The 16,084-nt window shown below is 74.1% G+C and carries 17 protein-coding genes and 1 other RNA gene; 8 read left to right on the top strand and 10 right to left on the bottom strand.

Annotated elements, in window-relative coordinates; translation table 11 throughout:
- Position 1 precedes the first annotated feature (1 nt).
- The gene (locus ACFVSN_RS23390) at positions 2–1,498 is read left to right on the top strand and encodes an MFS transporter (protein WP_387956503.1); all 1,497 of its coding nucleotides are present in this window, start codon (positions 2–4) and stop codon (positions 1,496–1,498) included.
- 13 nt (positions 1,499–1,511) lie between these two features.
- Positions 1,512–1,907, top strand: an RNA gene (gene rnpB / locus ACFVSN_RS23385) — RNase P RNA component class A.
- Between the two features lie 80 nt (positions 1,908–1,987).
- Here the strand turns inward: rnpB and ACFVSN_RS23380 are convergent.
- Both ACFVSN_RS23380 and ACFVSN_RS23375 read right to left on the bottom strand, forming a co-directional pair.
- Positions 1,988–2,245, bottom strand: coding sequence for a Prokaryotic metallothionein (locus ACFVSN_RS23380; protein ID WP_359961560.1), 258 nt, complete (start codon positions 2,243–2,245; stop codon positions 1,988–1,990).
- 92 nt (positions 2,246–2,337) lie between these two features.
- Positions 2,338–2,736 (bottom strand): ACT domain-containing protein, encoded by a 399-nt coding sequence (locus ACFVSN_RS23375; RefSeq protein WP_380443414.1) that lies wholly within the window; start codon positions 2,734–2,736, stop codon positions 2,338–2,340.
- A 154-nt stretch (positions 2,737–2,890) separates the two neighbouring features.
- Between ACFVSN_RS23375 and ACFVSN_RS23370 the strand changes: the two genes are divergently transcribed.
- A complete protein-coding gene (locus ACFVSN_RS23370; RefSeq protein ID WP_380443416.1) occupies positions 2,891–3,565 on the top strand; it encodes a PadR family transcriptional regulator in 675 nt (224 codons plus the stop codon).
- 97 nt (positions 3,566–3,662) lie between these two features.
- On the opposite strand, the gene ACFVSN_RS23365 is transcribed toward ACFVSN_RS23370, so the two are convergent.
- Together ACFVSN_RS23365 and ACFVSN_RS23360 are read right to left on the bottom strand one after the other, a co-directional pair.
- The gene (locus ACFVSN_RS23365) at positions 3,663–3,860 is read right to left on the bottom strand and encodes a hypothetical protein (RefSeq protein ID WP_380443418.1); all 198 of its coding nucleotides are present in this window, start codon (positions 3,858–3,860) and stop codon (positions 3,663–3,665) included.
- A 47-nt stretch (positions 3,861–3,907) separates the two neighbouring features.
- Positions 3,908–4,135, bottom strand: coding sequence for a hypothetical protein (locus ACFVSN_RS23360; protein ID WP_380443419.1), 228 nt, complete (start codon positions 4,133–4,135; stop codon positions 3,908–3,910).
- Positions 4,136–4,558: 423 nt separating this feature from the next.
- Between ACFVSN_RS23360 and ACFVSN_RS23355 the strand changes: the two genes are divergently transcribed.
- Positions 4,559–5,260, top strand: coding sequence for a bifunctional DNA primase/polymerase (locus ACFVSN_RS23355; protein WP_359961575.1), 702 nt, complete (start codon positions 4,559–4,561; stop codon positions 5,258–5,260).
- Positions 5,261–5,294: 34 nt separating this feature from the next.
- On the opposite strand, the gene map is transcribed toward ACFVSN_RS23355, so the two are convergent.
- Positions 5,295–6,140, bottom strand: coding sequence for a type I methionyl aminopeptidase (gene map, locus ACFVSN_RS23350; RefSeq protein ID WP_380443421.1), 846 nt, complete (start codon positions 6,138–6,140; stop codon positions 5,295–5,297).
- A gap of 106 nt (positions 6,141–6,246) precedes the next feature.
- Between map and ACFVSN_RS23345 the strand changes: the two genes are divergently transcribed.
- Positions 6,247–6,480: a hypothetical protein gene (locus ACFVSN_RS23345; RefSeq protein ID WP_380443423.1), complete on the top strand. Its 234-nt coding sequence runs from the start codon at positions 6,247–6,249 to the stop codon at positions 6,478–6,480.
- A 7-nt stretch (positions 6,481–6,487) separates the two neighbouring features.
- Here the strand turns inward: ACFVSN_RS23345 and ACFVSN_RS23340 are convergent, their stop codons facing one another.
- Both ACFVSN_RS23340 and ACFVSN_RS23335 read right to left on the bottom strand, forming a co-directional pair.
- Entirely contained in the window at positions 6,488–7,822 is a 1,335-nt protein-coding gene (locus ACFVSN_RS23340) for an MFS transporter (RefSeq protein ID WP_387956502.1), read from the bottom strand.
- A 65-nt stretch (positions 7,823–7,887) separates the two neighbouring features.
- Positions 7,888–8,586 (bottom strand): hypothetical protein, encoded by a 699-nt coding sequence (locus ACFVSN_RS23335; RefSeq protein ID WP_387956501.1) that lies wholly within the window; start codon positions 8,584–8,586, stop codon positions 7,888–7,890.
- Between the two features lie 46 nt (positions 8,587–8,632).
- Here ACFVSN_RS23335 and npdG point away from each other — a divergent pair, with 46 nt between their 5' ends.
- Both npdG and ACFVSN_RS23325 read left to right on the top strand, forming a co-directional pair.
- Complete coding sequence (gene npdG, locus ACFVSN_RS23330) at positions 8,633–9,325, top strand: NADPH-dependent F420 reductase (protein WP_380498981.1); 693 nt, start codon at positions 8,633–8,635, stop codon at positions 9,323–9,325.
- Positions 9,326–9,452: 127 nt separating this feature from the next.
- Entirely contained in the window at positions 9,453–9,641 is a 189-nt protein-coding gene (locus ACFVSN_RS23325; RefSeq protein WP_380443431.1) for a hypothetical protein, read from the top strand.
- A gap of 18 nt (positions 9,642–9,659) precedes the next feature.
- Here the strand turns inward: ACFVSN_RS23325 and ACFVSN_RS23320 are convergent, their stop codons facing one another.
- Positions 9,660–10,478: a site-2 protease family protein gene (locus tag ACFVSN_RS23320; protein WP_387956500.1), complete on the bottom strand. Its 819-nt coding sequence runs from the start codon at positions 10,476–10,478 to the stop codon at positions 9,660–9,662.
- A gap of 192 nt (positions 10,479–10,670) precedes the next feature.
- Here ACFVSN_RS23320 and ACFVSN_RS23315 point away from each other — a divergent pair, with 192 nt between their 5' ends.
- Positions 10,671–13,988: a BTAD domain-containing putative transcriptional regulator gene (locus tag ACFVSN_RS23315; protein WP_387956499.1), complete on the top strand. Its 3,318-nt coding sequence runs from the start codon at positions 10,671–10,673 to the stop codon at positions 13,986–13,988.
- A gap of 88 nt (positions 13,989–14,076) precedes the next feature.
- Here ACFVSN_RS23315 and ACFVSN_RS23310 read toward each other — a convergent pair whose 3' ends face one another.
- Both ACFVSN_RS23310 and ACFVSN_RS23305 read right to left on the bottom strand, forming a co-directional pair.
- A complete protein-coding gene (locus ACFVSN_RS23310; protein WP_380443437.1) occupies positions 14,077–14,907 on the bottom strand; it encodes an ABC transporter permease in 831 nt (276 codons plus the stop codon).
- On the bottom strand, positions 14,904–15,947 hold the full coding sequence (locus ACFVSN_RS23305) for an ATP-binding cassette domain-containing protein (protein WP_387956498.1): 1,044 nt from the start codon (positions 15,945–15,947) through the stop codon (positions 14,904–14,906). The genes ACFVSN_RS23310 and ACFVSN_RS23305 overlap by 4 nt, the downstream gene beginning before the upstream one ends.
- Positions 15,948–16,084: the final 137 nt, after the last annotated feature.

Here is a 16,084-nt window from a genome sequence, read left to right as displayed (position 1 = left end):
CGTGTCCGAACCCTCCGCCCCCACCGCCCCCGCCGATCAGGGGCGCCGCCGGCGCCTGCTCGTGCTGGCGATCTGCTGTCTGAGCCTGTTCATCGTCGGCCTCGACAACACCGTGGTGAACATCGCGCTGCCCGCGATCCAGCACGACCTCGACGCCCCGGCGTCCGGCCTGCAGTGGATCATCGACGCGTACACCCTCGTGCTGGCCTCGCTGCTGATGCTGTTCGGTTCGGTGGCCGACCGCTTCGGCCGCCGCCGGGTGTTCAAGATCGGTCTGCTGTGCTTCGCGCTCGGCTCGCTGCTGTGCAGTCTGGCGCCGAGCCTGGAGTGGCTGGTGGCGTTCCGGGCGCTCCAGGCGGTCGGCGGGTCGATGCTCAACCCGGTCGCCATGTCGATCATCACCAACACCTTCACCGACCCGGCCGAGCGGGCCCGGGCGATCGGCGTGTGGGGCGGGGTGGTCGGCATCTCGATGGCGATGGGGCCGCTGCTCGGCGGGTTCCTGGTGGACGGCGCCGGGTGGCCGTCGATCTTCCTGATCAACGTTCCGGTCGCGCTGGTCGCCGTGGCGCTGACCATCCGTTACGTCCCGGAGTCGCGCGCCCCGCGGCCGCGCCGGCTGGACCCGGTCGGGCAGCTGCTGATGGTCCTGCTGCTGGGCTGCGGCACCGCCGCCATCATCGAGGGCCCCGGCAACGGCTGGACGTCCCCGCTGATCCTGGCCCTGGCCGGGGTCGCGGTGGCCGCGCTGGTCGCCTTCCCGCTGTGGGAGCGGCGGGTCGCCGAGCCGCTGGTCGACCCGCGCTTCTTCGCCAGCCCGCCGTTCACCGGCGCCACCGTCACGGCGGTGTGCGCGTTCGCCGGGCTCGGCGGCTTCCTCTTCCTCAACACCCTCTACCTGCAGGACGTCCGGCACTACGGCCCGGTCGAGGCGGGCCTGTGGACGCTGCCGATGGCCGGGATGATGCTGGTCTGCGCGCCGCTGTCCGGACGGATCGTCGGCGGCCGCGGCCCGCGCCTGCCGCTGGTCGCGGCCGGGCTGGGCCTGGCCGCGAGCGGCCTGCTGCTCACCCGGCTGACCGCGGACTCCCCGGCGGTGCTGCTGCTCGTCGCGTACGCGCTGTTCGGCTTCGGCTTCGGCATGGTCAACGCGCCGATCACCAACGCGGCCGTCTCCGGCATGCCGCGGGCCCAGGCGGGTGTGGCGGCGGCCGTCGCGTCGACGAGCCGGCAGGTCGGCCAGTCGCTCGGGGTGGCGGTGATCGGGACGGTGGTGACCTCGGCGGTGGTCGGCCCGGTGGCCACGGGTTTCGCGCCGGCCAGCCACGCCGGCTGGTGGATCCTGGTGGGCCTCGGCGGTGCGATCCTCGCCCTCGGCCTGGCCACCACCTCGGCCCGGGCGACGGCGGCCGCGGCCCAGGTCGCCGCCCGGCTCGGCGGGGATGCGCCGGCGGTCCGGACCGGAGTACGGCAGGCGCCGCCCGAGCGGCTACGATGACCACTACGGCGGAAGAGCCGGCCGGGCGGTCGCGACGGGTCCCAGACCCGCCGAGGAACGTCCGGGCTCCACAGAGCAGGGTGGTGGGTAACGCCCACCCGGGGTGACCCGCGGGACAGTGCCACAGAAAACAGACCGCCCGCCGTTCTGCGGCGGGTAAGGGTGAAACGGTGGTGTAAGAGACCACCAGCGACCGGGGTGACCCGGCCGGCTCGGTAAACCCCACCTGGAGCAAGGTCAAGATCGGTGCCTCCGGGCGCCGTGCGCGAGTGTTCGAGGGCTGCTCGCCCGAGCTCGCGGGTAGACCGCACGAGGCTGTCGGCAACGGCAGCCCTAGATGGATGGCCGTCTCCCCGGGCCGCGCAAGCAGCCCGGGTGACAGAACCCGGCGTACAGGCCGACTCTTCCGCCCCCATGCAGCCGAAGGCCCTCCGGGCCGCGCGAGAAGCGCGGGCCGGAGGGCCTTCGTCGTGCCGGGGCGGGGTCCGACTAGGCCGGGTGGGCGCCGACGGCGTCGCGGATCTGCTCGCCGAGGCCGCCGTTGACGCGGGCGCAGTTGGCGCAGCAGAAGAACATGCCGGCCACCTCGACGCCGTGGCCGACGATGCGCACGCTGCACTGTTCGCAGCGGGGCGCGAGCTTCTCCATCGCGCACTCGAAGCTGTCGAAGGTGTAGGTGTCGCCGGTGACCGTCTTGATCTCGAAGGCGAGCCAGTAGTCGTTGCCGCAGGTGACGCAGATGGCCATGGCGGCCGTCTCCTTCCGGTGGGGCCGGCCCTGGCGGGGCGGCTGCCTCCAGTGTCGAAGGGGCGGACGGCCGCGGCCACTCGGCGGCACCGTCAGGCGGAGCGGTCGGCCAGCTCCGTCAGGGCCCGGACGGCGCGCTCGGCGTCGTCGGCGCCGACGAACAGGTGGTCGTGGTGGAAGCCGGCCACGACGTTGCAGCTGATCCCCTCCTCGGCGAGCCGGCCGGCGACCGCCGCCGTCAGTCCGACGGCCTCCAGTGCCGAGTGGATCTGCAGGGTGATCCAGGCGGCCACGTACTCGTACCGCAGCCCGAGGGCGTCCGCCTCCTCCTGCGGGAGCACCACCGTCACCCCTTCGGGTTCGGCGACGGTCACCACCGGCCGCATTCCGGCGGGCACCTTCGCGGGCAGCGTGCAGTAGACGTACCGCCCCGGGTTGAGCAGCGGGCGCATGCCGCGCAGCAGCGTCGAAAGATCGCGTTCTCCGGCCATGCCCGTCACCGTAGCGGCTGGACGGGGGCCGACCGCTGCGCTCGGCGGCCGTGTCGGGTGTCGGTATCCGTTGACGAGCGACAGTCACCGATATATCGTCGAACTATCGAGACAGTTACTCGACTGTTTCGCCGAACCACAGGAGGTGGGCGCCATGCGCTCAGGAATGCGATTTCGTGGAGAGGGTCCCCGCGGCGACCGGCGTCGCGGCCCGGGCCCGGAGTTCGAGGGGATGCCGGGGGAGGGCTACGAGCGCCGCGCGGCGTTCGGCGGCTTCGGTCCGCCGTTCGGCGGCGGTGGCCCCGGCCGCCCGATGGGCGGTCCGTTCGGGCACGGCTTCGGCGGGCACGGCGGCCGGCGCGGCGGCCCGCACGGGCGGCGCGGGGGCCGGGCGCGGCGCGGGGACGTCCGTGCCTCGCTGCTGGCGCTGCTCAAGGAGCGGCCGATGCACGGGTACGAGATGATCGCCGAGATCACCGAGCGGACCGGCGGGGCCTGGCGGCCGAGTCCGGGTTCGATCTACCCGAACCTCCAGCTGATGGAGGAGGAGGGCCTGATCGTCGCGGAGGTGATCGGCGGCAAGCGGCTGGTCTCGCTCACCGAGGCGGGCCGGGCCGAGGCCGAGGCGGGGGCCGCGGAGCCGTGGGCGGAGGCCGGCCGGGAGGTCGACTGGGAGGCCGTCCAGGAGGTCGGCCAGGCGCTGGCCGCGGTCGACCAGGCGATCCGTCAGGTCATGGCCACCGGCTCGGAGGGGCAGCGCACCAAGGGCCTGGCGGTGCTGACCGAGGCCCGCAAGAAGCTGTACCTGATCCTCGCCGAGGACGAATGACCGAGGAAGAATGACCGGGGACGAATGACCGAGGTGCCCGACCGTCGCCGGGGGAAGCGGGCGGTGCCGCTGTTCGGGGGCGGGCCCGGGAGCGGGCTCAGCCGCGGATCGTGAACAGGGCCACGCAGGAGAGCAGCAGCACCGCCCACGCGAACCAGAGCCAGCCGTCGGGCCCGATGACGACGGTGTAGAGGCTGATCACGACCAGCAGCGCCGCGGTGACGCCGGCCACCTGCCGGTTGTGGTGCGCGATGGCCTGGGTCCTGCTCCTGGGGTGCCGCACGGTTCTCGCCATGGCCGTCCTCCCGGGGAGGCTGCGGAGGGGCGCGGCCCGCGCGGCCGTCAGTCGGACGCGCGCTCGGTGGCCGCCTCGTCGTACTCGTAGCGCCAGAACCAGCGGGTGCCGTGCACCTGCTTGGACCGGACGTACACCAGTGTGCGCGCGGGGGTGTCGCCGTGCGCGGGGACCGGCACCTTGTACTTCTTGGGCACGCCGAGCATCATCCCCACCTCGATGGGGAGGACCTGGCCGTCCATGGGGCCGCCGACGAATTCGGTCTCCGCTTTCACCCCACCAGGGTCTCACCTCCGGGCGGGTGACGTTACGGCGGACCACCGGAGGGGGCCTTGTGGCCACTGCGTGCCGGGAGTGTGACCGGCGAGGCACCGCCCCCGGTCATCCGAAGGGCCCGCGCACCCTTATCCTTCCTGTTACGCCCTCGGGGTCCACCCGGGTCAGCGGGCCCCGTGCGGGCCGGGCGAGGCGCGGATCGGCGTGCTCTCCCGGCCTTCGAGCCGCAGCCCGAGCGCTGCCGCGACTCCGTACCGTGACCCGGGCGTCGGCCGTCCGGTGACCCCGGCTCCGGCCGGCAGGGCGTGGACGGCAAGGCCGAGCACCGACCCGGGAAGCAGCGGGGGGCGCCGTGCGTTGCGTCGGAGAGGTACGTCGAACGCTGTGTCGCACCAGGCACGGCAGCGCGCGGAAGGGGCCCGATGGAAGCCGGCAGCAGGTGGACGACCTGGTGGCAGAAGCGTGACCGTGAGCGGGCCCGTCCGGGCGACGCGGACACTCCCGCCGCCCGACTGGATCAGCTGCTCGGCGCCGTCCGCGCCGGTTTCCCGCTCGCACCCGCGGCCCATCCGGCCGGCTACCGATGTTCGTGCGACCGGGTCGCCTGTCCGGCGCCCGCCCAGCACCCGGTGTCCTTCGCCTGGCAGACCCAGGCCACCACGGATCCGGAGCAGCTGGCCCGCTGGCTCTCCCGCGACCCGCACGCCAACTTCGTGACCGCCACCGGCCGCGCGCACGACGTCCTGGACGTCCCGGCCGAGGCCGGGCGGCTCGCCCTGGAGCGGCTGACGGCGCTCGGCGTCGAGGGCCCGGTGGCCGCCGTCGGCGAGGACCGCTACCTGTTCTTCACCGCCACCCGCGGCACCCCGCAGGACGAGGACGAGTGGTGGCCGAGCGCGCTCGACTCCACGCCGGACACCATGTCCGAGCACCCCGGCCTGCGCTGGCACTGCCGTGGCTCGTACACGCTGCTGCCGCCGGCCGCGCTGCCGGACGGCTCCCAGGTGCGGTGGCTGCGCGGGCCCGAGCTGTCCCTGCCGGACCCGCTGCGCGTCCTCGACGTGCTGACGGACGCCTGCACCGAGGTGGGCGCCGTGGCCGAGGAGCAGTGGCTCATCGGCTGACGACGCCCGCCGGGGCGGGGCACCGCGGCGTGGGTCACGGCAGGGTCAGGACCTCCGCGCCGTCCGCCGTGACCACCAGGGTGTGCTCGAACTGGGCGGTGCGCTTGCGGTCCTTGGTGACGACGGTCCAGCCGTCCGGCCAGATCTCGTAGTCGTAGGTGCCGAGGGTGAGCATCGGCTCGATGGTGAAGGTCATCCCGGGCTTGATCACCTCGGTGGCCCGCTCGCTGTCGTAGTGCGGGATGATCAGGCCGGAGTGGAACGACGTGTTGATGCCGTGGCCGGTGAAGTCCCGCACGACGCCGTAGTCGAAGCGCTTGGCGTAGGACTCGATGACCCGGCCGATCACGTTGATCTGACGGCCCGGCTTGACCGCCTTGATCGCCCGGTCGAGCGACTCCCTGGTCCGCTCGACCAGCAGCCGGGACTCCTCGTCCACGTCGCCGACCAGGTAGGTGGCGTTGAGGTCGCCGTGCACGCCGTGGATGTAGGCGGTGGCGTCGATGTTGACGATGTCGCCGTCCTGGAGCACGGTCGAGTCCGGGATGCCGTGGCAGATCACCTCGTTGATCGAGGTGCAGACGGACTTGGGGAAGCCCCGGTAGCCGAGGTCGGACGGGTAGGCGCCGTGGTCGCACATGTACGCGTGGGCGACGGCGTCCAGCGCGTCGGTGGTGACGCCGGGCGCGATCAGCGCGGCCGCCTCGGCCATCGCCTGCGCGGCGATCCGGCCCGCGATCCGCATCTTCTCGATCGTCTCGGCGGTCTGCACCTCGGGCCCGGTGTACGGCGTCGGCGCGGGCTTGCCGACGTACTCGGGGCGCGCGATGTGCGCCGGGACCTTGCGGGTGGGGGACTGGGTGCCGGGTACGAGAGCCATGCGGCGAGTCTATCGGCCGGGCCCCGGGCGGCCGGGAGGTGTGCGGAGCGGCCCCGGCGGGGGAATGATCGGTAGCGGACCGTCCGCCGTCGTACAGGAGACCGCCATGCCCCTGGGATTCCACCGCAAGCCGACCGGCAAGCCCGGCGAGTGGTTCTACTGCATCAAGCACAACAAGGTCGAGGAGGGCCCCGAGTGCCCGGCCAAGGACCGCCTCGGCCCGTACGCCACCCGCGACGAGGCGGCGCACGCCCTCCAGCTCGTCGAGGAGCGCAACCGCGAGTGGCGCAACGCGTCGGACGACAAGCCGGAGGGCGGGGCGGAGCGACAGGCCGAGTGACGGCTCGTCAGGGGGCTGCCGCCGCCGCCCGTTCGCGCTCTGCCCGTTCGTGCCCGGCCCGGACGGCGGCGGTGTTCGGGTCGGTGCGGTCGTCGTACCGCAGCAGGCCGGGGAGCGCCGCGGCGACGGCGACGACGGCGAGGACGCAGGCCGCACCGCCGGTCCAGACGGAGGCCCGGACACCGATCAGGCCGGCCATCGTGCCGGCCCGGACCTGCCCGAGCTGCGGGCCGACCGAGTAGCTGAGCAATTCCACGCCCGCCATCCGGCCGCGGACCTCGTCCGGGATGGACTGGTTCCACATGGTCGAGCGGGCGACGCCGCTGATCTCGTCGGCACCGCCGGCCAGCGCCAGGCCGAGCAGGACCACCCAGACGTTGCCGGCCAGGCCCGCGAGCGCCATCGCCGCACCCCAGCCGACGGCGGCGACGACCAGCAGGCGGCCGTGCCGGTGCACCCGGGAGGTCCACCCGCTGGTCGCGCCGACCAGCAGGGCGCCCGCGGCGGAGGCCGCGTACATCGGGCCGAGCGCCCAGTCGGCGCCCAACTCCGAGGCCAGGAACGGGAAGACGGCGACGGGGAAGGCGAACAGCATCGCGCAGAGGTCGATCGCGTACGTGCCGAGCAGGTCCTTGCGGCTCCACGCGTACCGGAGTCCGGTGAACACGGCCTGCAGGGTGGGGCGTTCGGCGTCGCTCGCGGGCGGCACGGCGCGGATCCGGGCGAGCAGCAGCAGCGACACGGCGAACGTGAGGACGTCGAGCGCGTACGCCGTCCGCACCCCGGCGAAGGCGACGGTGACGCCGGCCAGCGCCGGGCCCGCCACCGAAGCGACGTTGCGGTACAGGGATTTGAGGGCGAACGCGGCGGCCAGCTGGTCGTGCCGGACGATCCGCGGGACGAGCGAGTCCAGCGCCGGGCGCTGGAGGCCGTCGGCCGCGGCGACCAGCGCGGCGACCGCGTAGACCGGCCAGAGCAGCGGGTGCGGCAGCAGCGCGTCGAGCAGGAGCAGCCCGGCCAGCAGGCCGAGCCCGGCCTCGGACAGCAGCACCAGCCGGCGCCGGTCGAGGGCGTCGGCGAGCGCGCCGCCCCAGAGCCCGAAGACGATCAGCGGGACGAGCTCGAAGGCGCCGACCAGGCCGACCGCGAAGGACGAGCCGGTGAGGTCCTTGATCTGCATCGGCACGGCGACGTAGGTGAGGAAGCTGCCGAAGCTCGTCACGCAGCCGGACGTCCAGAGCAGCCGGAAGTCGCGGGAGGAGCGCCAGGGCGAGAGGTCGGGGCGCAGCGAGCGCAGCAGGGCGCGCAGCCGACCGGTATGGGGTGGTTCGTCGTCGTTCACGAACGACCATCCTCGGACGGCCGTTCCGGGTGCCGCAACGGGTTTTCCGGCCGCCGGGGCGGGGCCTACCAGCGGCCGATCGCCGGGGGCGCGGTGAGCCGGGCGGCCAGGTCGGCGAGCCGGCCGAGGGCCGAGCGGCGGGGCGGGGGCTGCGCGGCGGCGGCGCTCACCAGGTGCTGGGCGAGGTCGAAGGGCTCTTCCGCGCCGGTGCCGACGGCCAGCCGCTCGTGCGCGAGCGCGCGGAGGTCGTCGAGTCCGTCGGGGCCGTCGAGCCGGTCGGGGCCGTCGAGTCCGCGGAGGTCGTCGAGGCGGGCGAGCCCGCTGGGATTCGCGAGCCCGCCCGGCCCGCCGGCCGCGGCGCCGCCGTCCAGCGCGAGCACCGTCGCGCCGCCCCGGCGGGCGTCCAGGACGCGCTCCAGCAGCGGCGCGCCGACGGCCCGCGGGGCGACCACCAGGACGGTGGCGCCGCGCCGGGCCCCGCTGAGCCGCCCGAGGCCGTGCGCCAGGTGCGCCGGGGCGCCGGCCGTCGGGCCGTGCCGCAGCAGGGTGGGCGCCAGCCGGGGGACGTCCGACCAGGCGGCCTCGTCGTCCAGGTGGGCGGCCAGGTGCCAGGGCTCGTACGCCTCGGTGCCGACCAGCAGCAGCTCGCCCGCCCCGCGCCGGGACACCGAGCGGCGCAGCGCTCCGGCGAAGCCGCCGACCGCCTCCAGCCAGCCGGTGCCCGCCAGCCGCTCCCGGAGTGCCGAAACTCTCACCGCGTCCATGGGCCTCAGAATGTCCGCCCGGCCGGGGATTTGGCAGGATCGGCCCATGACTTCCCTCGATTCAGCGACAAACCCGGCCCGTGAGCTGCCGGACGTCTCGCAGCTGGTGGTCGGCGTCCTCGGCGGCACCGGCGACCAGGGGCGCGGGCTGGCCCTGCGACTGGCCAAGGCCGGCCAGCAGGTGATCATCGGCTCGCGCGACGCCGCCCGGGCCGAGGCCTCGGCCGCCGAGCTGGGCCTCGGCGTGCGCGGCGCCGACAACGCCGCCGTCGCCCGGGAGAGCGACATCGTGATCATCGCCGTCCCGTGGGACGGGCACGCCGCGACCCTCACCGCCCTGCGCGAGGAGCTGGCCGGCAAGATCGTCGTCGACTGCGTGAACCCGCTCGGCTTCGACAAGCAGGGCGCCTACGCGCTCGTCCCGGAGGAGGGCAGCGCCGCGCAGCAGGCCGCCGCGCTCCTGCCGGACTCGCGGGTCACCGCCGCGTTCCACCACCTGTCGGCGGTGCTGCTCCAGGACGAGTCGGTGGAGCGGATCGACACCGACGTCATGGTCCTCGGCGACGAGCGGGCCGCCACCGACGTCGTGCAGGCGCTCGCCGAGCGGATCCCCGGCATGCGGGGCATCTTCGCCGGCCGGCTGCGCAACGCCCACCAGGTCGAGTCGCTGGTGGCCAACCTGATCTCGGTCAACCGCCGTTACAAGGCGCACGCGGGCCTGCGGATCACCGACGTCTGAGCACGTCCCGCCGTGTCGGCCTCACCCCTGGACCCGGTCCGGAGGTGAGGTCGGCGACAATGGGGGCCGGCCGCCGGGCAGATCCCTTCCGGCCGGCCCGCCGTCCGCGCCCGAGGAGCCGCCCGCCATGCCCCGCACGTCCGTCTTCGCCCTGATCGTCGTCGTCCTCGCACTGGCCGCCGCCGTCGTCTCGCTGACCCAGGGCTTCTGGCTGGGCCTGATCTGGATCCCGCTGGCGGGCGTCGCGAGCAACGTCCTGTGGATGAACCGGCGCCGGGCGAAGCTGGCCGCCGCCCAGGCCGCCGAACAGGGCTAGCCGGTTGCTGCGGCCGGGCTAGTTCTTCCAGAAGCTGAACAGGGCGCGGCCGAGCGCCGCGTAGGTGGAGTTCACCCCGAACAGGTCCATCACGTCGTAGATGATCCCGAAGAAGAACGAGTTGACCTGCGGTTGCCACAGCAGCGCGAACACGGCCAGCATCCCGTACGGGGCGAACGGCTCGACGGCGCGGCGCGCGTTGTACGACAGCCAGGGCTCGATGATCCCGTAGCCGTCCAGGCCCGGCACCGGCAGCAGGTTCAGCAGCGCCGCGCTGAGCTGGAGCAGGCCGAGGAAGCCCATGCCGGCTTCGAGGGCCGTCATCTGGTCGCCGCTGAACGCCAGGTGGTAGGACGGTACGTCGCTGTTGTGCAGCCACCCCGCACCCACCGGGATCAGCAGCACCGCGGCGCAGACCAGGTTCACCAGCGGCCCCGCCGCCGAGATCAGGCTGTGCTTGAGCCGCCCCTGGATCCGGTGGCGCTCGATCCAGACCGAGCCGCCGGGCAGGCCGATGCCGCCGAGGATCACGAAGACGATCGGCAGCACGAAGCTGAGCAGCACGTTCGCGTACTTGAGCGGGTTGAGCGTCAGGTAGCCCTTCGCGCCGACGCTGATGTCGCCGCCGTGCAGCGCGGTGCGCGCGTGCGCGTACTCGTGCAGGCAGAGCGAGACCATCCAGCCCGCGACGACGAACAGGAACACCCCGAACGAGGCGTTGCCGTAGCCGGCGTACACCGCCCAGCCGGAGGTGCCCAGTATGGCCAGGAGCACCCAGAACACCGGGCTGATCCGGCGGTCGTCGCTGCGCGAGCGCTGCGTTGCGGCGAAGGTCATGGTGTGGTGCTCCGGGGGTCAGGGGGGGTGGAACGGGGCAAGCGGACGGCGCACCGATCATGCCGGGCGCGCCCGTGACCGGACAAGCCGTCCAGGGTGAACGTCCGGCGCCCTCGTCCGGGTTCCGGGGGCTTCCGTGGGTGCCCGGACAATTGTGCGCCCCCGCGACCGGACATCGACCAGAATGGTCCGGTGCACTACGGCATCCTCGGAACCACCACGGCCCATCACGACGACGGCACGCCGGTCCCGCTCGGCGGTGCCCGGCTGCGCGCGCTGCTCACCGCCCTGGTCCTGCGCGAGGGCCGTCCGGTGCCGGCCGACCTCCTGGTGGACGAGGTGTGGGACGCGGAACCACCGCAGGACGCCTCCGCCGCCCTGCAGACCCTGGTCGGCCGGCTGCGCCGCACCGTCGGCCGGGACGAGATCGGCTCCGGTCCCGCCGGGTACTGGCTGACCGGCCCCGCCACCGACCTCGCCGAGTTCCGCCGGCTCTCCGCCGAGGGCCGCCGCGCGCTGGACGCCGGCGACCACGCGCTCGCCGCCGAGCGGCTGCGGGCCGCCCTCGCGCTGTGGCGCGGCCCCGCGCTGGCCGACCTGCCGGACCGGGGCCCGGCCGCCCGGCTGGAGGCCCAGCGCGACGAGGCCCGCCGGCACCGCATCACCGCCGAGCTCGGGCTCGGCCGGGCCGCCGACCTGGTCGCCGAGCTCACCGAGCACTGCGAGCGGCGCCCGCTGGACGAGCCCTGGCAGTACCTGCTGCTCCGCGCGCTGCACGGGAGCGGCCGGACGGCCGAGGCGCTGCGCCACTACGAGCGGACCAGGCGCGCCCTCGCGGACGAGCTCGGCGTCGACCCCGGTCGTCAACTCCAGGACCTCCACGCCGAGTTGCTGGTGCCGGAGGAGGCCGTGCCACCGCCCAGGGCGCCCGCCCGCGCCGTCGTCGCCGGGAACCTGCGCGGCCGGCTCACCAGCTTCGTCGGCCGCGAGAGCGATCTCGCCGCCCTGCGCGAGGCGCTGACGACCGGCCGGCTGACCACCCTGACCGGCCCCGGCGGCTCCGGCAAGACCAGCCTCGCGGTCGAGGCCGGCCGCGCCGAACTCGCCGCCGGCCGCTGGCCGGAGGGCGTCTGGGTGGCCGAACTCGCCCCGCTGGAGAGCCCGGAGGCCGTCCCCGCCGCCGTGGTCTCCGCGCTCGGCCTGCGCGAGACCGTCCTGCACACCGGCAGCATCGTCGCCGAGGTGATCGACAAGCGCGCCGAGGACCCGCTGAGCCGGCTGGTCGAGCACTGCGCCCACCGCCGGATGCTGCTCGTCCTCGACAACTGCGAGCACCTGATCCAGGCCGCCGCCGACCTCGCCGCCACCCTGCTCGTCGAGTGCCCCGGCCTGACCGTGCTCGCCACCAGCCGCGAGCCGCTCGGCGTGCCCGGCGAGACCGTCGTGCCGGTCGAGCCGCTGCCCGCCCCCGTCGCGCTGCGGCTGCTCGGCGAGCGGGCCGCCGCCGCCCGTCCCGGCTACGACCCGGGCAGCGAGCCGGAGGCCTGCGCCGAGATCTGCCGCCGCCTGGACGGCCTGCCGCTCGCCATCGAGCTCGCCGCCGCCCGGCTGCGGGTGATGACGGCCCGCCAGATCGCCGACCGCCTGGACGGCCGGTTCGGCCTGCTCACCGCAGGCAGCCGCACCCTGCTGCCGCGCCAGCAGACCCTCCGCGCGGTGGTCGACTGGAGCTGGGACCTCCTCGGCAAGCGCGAACGGGCCGTCCTGCGGCGGCTGTCGGTGTTCGCCGGCGGCTGGCGCCTGGAGGACGCCGAGGCGGTCTGCGCCGACGGCGTCGAGGTGACCCGCACCGAGGTCGCCGACCTGCTGCTCTCCCTCGTGGACAAGTCCCTGCTGGTGGCCGACCTCGGCGACGGGGACCTGCCGCGCTACCGGATGCTGGAGACCATCCACGAGTACGCGGAGGAGCGCCTCGCCGAGGCCGTCGAGAACGCCGAGACGGAGGGCCGCCACCTCGCCCACTTCCGCGAACTGGTCGCCACCGCCGACCTGAGCATCCACGGCCCGCAGCAACTGCACTGGCTGGCGGTGCTGGAGCGCGAGCAGGACAACATCCGGGCCGCGCTGCGCCGCGCGGTCGACCGGCGGGACGAGGAGCAGGCCCTCGCCCTCGCGCTCGGCATGAGCTGGTACTGGTCGCTGCGCGGCTACAGCCTGGAGGCCCGCGGCTGGTACACCGCGATCGCCGCGCTCGGCCCCGACCCGTTCGACCCGGCCGGACCGGCCCCCGTGCCGCTGGAGCGCAACGTGCTCGCGTACGGCGTGCCGATGCCCGAGGGCGTCGTCGAGGAGGCCCGCCGGCTGCTCGCGATGTACCGGCTGATCGGGCTGTTCGAGGGGAACCTGGAGGTGCTCGGGGACCAGGAGGCGATCGCGGTCTCGCAGCACCTGCTGGAGGTGTTCGGCCCGGGGCTGCCGCAGTCCTACCGCTTCCCGGCCCTGATGCGGGTGTTCGGCGCCTTCCTGGCCGGCCGGCTGGAAGTGATGAAGGACCTGATGGACGACGCCGTGCGCGGCTGCGAGGTGCACGGCGGGCTGACCGACCTCGCGTTCGTCCTGCAGATCCGGGCCAAGGTGATGAACGACTGGCCGGGCGGGGCCGAGCAGGGCGTCCTCGACGGCGAGCGGTCCCTGGCGCTGTACCGGGAGGCCGGGGACCTCTGGGGGATCTCCCAGGCGCTGGCCGCCCGCGGCGAGGCGCTGGCCAACTCGGGTGAGCCGGAGGAGGCCGCGGCCGCGTACGAGCAGGCGATCGAGCTGGCCGAGGTCCTGGGCGCGCCGCAGGAGGTGCCGATCCTGCGGGTCAACCTCGGCGCCGCCCTGCTGGAGCGGGACATGGAGCGCGGCGAGCGGATCATCCGGGAGACCATCGACGGCCTCGACCGGACGAGCGCGAACCACTCCGTCAGCGGCGCCTTCCTGTTCGGGCACCTGACGCTCTGCGGCATCCACGCCCAGCGCGGGGACTACGACCGGGCGCTGACCGAACTGGACCAGCTGGACGGGACCCGGGTGGGCGGCTTCAGCCCGGGTGTGGTGGCCGGTCTGCTCACCACCGCCCGCGGCTGGATCATCGCCCGCGCCGGCCGGCCGGAGGAGGGGCTGGCCCTGCTGCGCGAGGGCCGGCGGCTGCTCACCGCGATGGAGGGCGCGACCGGCTTCGCCGAGCAGATGACGGTCATGGTGGTGCCGGCCGTGGTCGGCGTGCTGCGGTCCTTCGCCGAACGGGACGCCGACCTCGTGAAGGCCCGCCTGGGCGCCGTGCTGCTCGCGGCCCACAACGGGATGAACGGCCCGAAGGGCGGCTACCTGGACCGCGCCGAGCGCGAGCGCTCAGGAGCCGCCCTGCGGTCCCTGCTGGGCGACGAGGCGTTCGAGGCCGCCTGCGCCGAGGGCCACGGCATGACCCCGCAGCAGACGCGCGCCGTCCTGGACGGGCTGATCGGCTAGGGCCACGGCACCAGGGACGGCGATCCCGCCTCCACCGGAGGCGGGATCGCGGGCGGTCCGCCCCCCGCGGCGGGCCGGCCGCCGGCCGTCACACCCGCTTGCGGAACCGCGCCACCGCGAGCGGGGCGAAGATCGCGGTCGACGCGGCGGACCAGATCAGCACGATCATCACCGGGTGGGCCACCGCCCCCTCGCCGTTGAGCAGCGCGCGGGAGGCGTCGGCCAGCGCGGACAGCGGGTTGACCTTGGTGAAGGCCTGCAGCCAGCCCGGCATCGTGCTGGTCGGCGCGAAGATCGAGCTGCCGAACTGCATCGGCATCAGGACCAGCATGGAGACGCCCTGGACGGCCTGGGCGCTGCGCAGCGACATGCCCAGCAGCATGGAGATCCAGACGATCGACATGCCGAACACCAGCGACAGGCCGATCGCGGCCAGCAGCTCCGGCACGCCGGTCTTCAGTTCGAAGCCGAGGATGAAGGCGAAGGTCAGCAGGATCGCGGAGGAGAGCAGGGCCCGCAGCGTCTCGGCCACGATCTTGGAGAGCAGGACGGAGGCCCGGCCGATCGGCAGGGTGCGGAAGCGGTCCATTACCCCGGTCTGGAAGTCGGTGTTCAGGCCGGTGCCGACGGCCAGCGCCAGCGTCATGCCGGTCTGCCCGAGCAGTCCGGGGATCATGAACTGCTTGTACTTGTCCTGGTCGCCGGCGAACACGGCGCCGCCGAAGACGTAGACGAACAGCACCGTGAAGACGATCGGCATCAGCACGGCGTCGAACATCGACTCCGGGTCGGCCTTGATCCGCATCAGGTTGCGGCGGGTCAGCGCGCCGATGTGGCGCAGGGTGCCGGCCAGGCCGATCCGGGTGTCGTCGGCGCCGGAGTCCTCGACCCGGGCGGGGGCGAGCGTGGCGGTGGTCATGCGACGGGCTCCTTGACGAGGCCGGCGGCGGCCGTGGTGGCCGCGTCGGCGGTGGGCTTGCCGGTGATGGCGAGGAAGACCTCGTCCAGGCTGGGCACCTTGGTGTCGATGCCGGCGATCGCGAAGCCGCGTCCGCCGAGCACCCCGATGACGGTGGTGAGCTGCTGCTCGTCGACGAGCGGTACCGCGAGCAGGCCGTCGTCGGGGGAGAAGGTGGCGGAGGAGATGCCGTTCTCGTGCAGGCAGCGGGCCATCTCCGGCAGTTCGGCCGGGTGGGCCGGGCGGACCTGGAGGATCCGGCCGCCGACCTTGGCCTTGAGCTCGGCGACGCCGCCGTTGGCGATCACCCGGCCGCGGTCGATGACGGTCAGCTCGTTCGCGAGCTGTTCGGCCTCCTCCATGTACTGGGTGGTCAGCAGCACGGTGCTGCCCTCGGCGACCATCCGCTGCACCTCGTCCCAGACCTCGTTGCGGGTGCGCGGGTCCAGGCCGGTGGTGGGCTCGTCCAGGTAGAGCACCCGGGGGCGGCCGATCATGCTGGCGGCCAGGTCGAGGCGTCGGCGCATGCCGCCGGAGTAGGTCTTGGCGATCCGCTTGGCGGCCTCGGTGAGCGAGAAGCGCTCCAGCAGCTCGGTGGCGCGGGCCTTGGCCTCACGGCCGGGGAGGTCGAGCAGCCGGCCGATCAGGTAGAGGTTCTCGTAGCCGGAGAGCAGCTCGTCCACGGAGGCGTACTGGCCGGTCAGGCCGATGGTGCGGCGCAGCTGCTTGGGCTGGCGCAGGACGTCGTAGCCGCCGACGAACGCGGTGCCCGCGTCCGGCTTGATCAGCGTGGACAGGACCCGCACCAGGGTGGTCTTGCCGGCGCCGTTGGGGCCGAGCAGGGCGCGGACGGTGCCTTCGGCCACGGTGAGGTCGACCCCGTCGAGGGCCTTGGTGTCACCGAAGTGCTTGACGATGCCGCGGACCTCGACGGCGTTGCCCGCGGCGACGGCTTGCCGGGAGCCGGGCCGGTCGTTCGGGGCGGTGGCGATTCGTGTCATGCCCCGAAGGGTGTCCGGCCCGGCTGTCAGCGGGCTGTCATCGCGGGGGAGGGCCCGGCGCGGCGCTGTCACCCCGCTGTCACGGGCGGCCGGGCGTGACAGCGCCGCCGGTGCGGGCCCCCGGAAACGGCTGCGGC

It is taken from the genome of Kitasatospora sp. NPDC057904 (assembly GCF_042887925.1).
Lineage (GTDB): Bacteria > Actinomycetota > Actinomycetes > Streptomycetales > Streptomycetaceae > Kitasatospora.
This window is presented reverse-complemented; position numbering and strand designations above follow the sequence as displayed.

Bases quoted from the DNA above. Each gene is read 5' to 3' on its own strand.
- ACFVSN_RS23370 (WP_380443416.1), top strand. From the start codon at position 2,891: ATGCGCTCAGGAATGCGATTTCGTGGAGAGGGTCCCCGCGGCGACCGG.
- ACFVSN_RS23305 (WP_387956498.1), bottom strand. From the start codon at position 15,947: ATGACACGAATCGCCACCGCCCCGAACGACCGGCCCGGCTCCCGGCAA.
- ACFVSN_RS23320 (WP_387956500.1), bottom strand. From the start codon at position 10,478: ATGACCTTCGCCGCAACGCAGCGCTCGCGCAGCGACGACCGCCGGATC.
- ACFVSN_RS23380 (WP_359961560.1), bottom strand. From the start codon at position 2,245: ATGGCCATCTGCGTCACCTGCGGCAACGACTACTGGCTCGCCTTCGAG.
- ACFVSN_RS23325 (WP_380443431.1), top strand. From the start codon at position 9,453: ATGCCCCGCACGTCCGTCTTCGCCCTGATCGTCGTCGTCCTCGCACTG.
- map (WP_380443421.1), bottom strand. From the start codon at position 6,140: ATGGCTCTCGTACCCGGCACCCAGTCCCCCACCCGCAAGGTCCCGGCG.
- ACFVSN_RS23335 (WP_387956501.1), bottom strand. From the start codon at position 8,586: ATGGACGCGGTGAGAGTTTCGGCACTCCGGGAGCGGCTGGCGGGCACC.
- ACFVSN_RS23365 (WP_380443418.1), bottom strand. From the start codon at position 3,860: ATGGCGAGAACCGTGCGGCACCCCAGGAGCAGGACCCAGGCCATCGCG.
- ACFVSN_RS23375 (WP_380443414.1), bottom strand. From the start codon at position 2,736: ATGGCCGGAGAACGCGATCTTTCGACGCTGCTGCGCGGCATGCGCCCG.
- ACFVSN_RS23345 (WP_380443423.1), top strand. From the start codon at position 6,247: ATGCCCCTGGGATTCCACCGCAAGCCGACCGGCAAGCCCGGCGAGTGG.
- ACFVSN_RS23310 (WP_380443437.1), bottom strand. From the start codon at position 14,907: ATGACCACCGCCACGCTCGCCCCCGCCCGGGTCGAGGACTCCGGCGCC.
- npdG (WP_380498981.1), top strand. From the start codon at position 8,633: ATGACTTCCCTCGATTCAGCGACAAACCCGGCCCGTGAGCTGCCGGAC.
- ACFVSN_RS23355 (WP_359961575.1), top strand. From the start codon at position 4,559: ATGGAAGCCGGCAGCAGGTGGACGACCTGGTGGCAGAAGCGTGACCGT.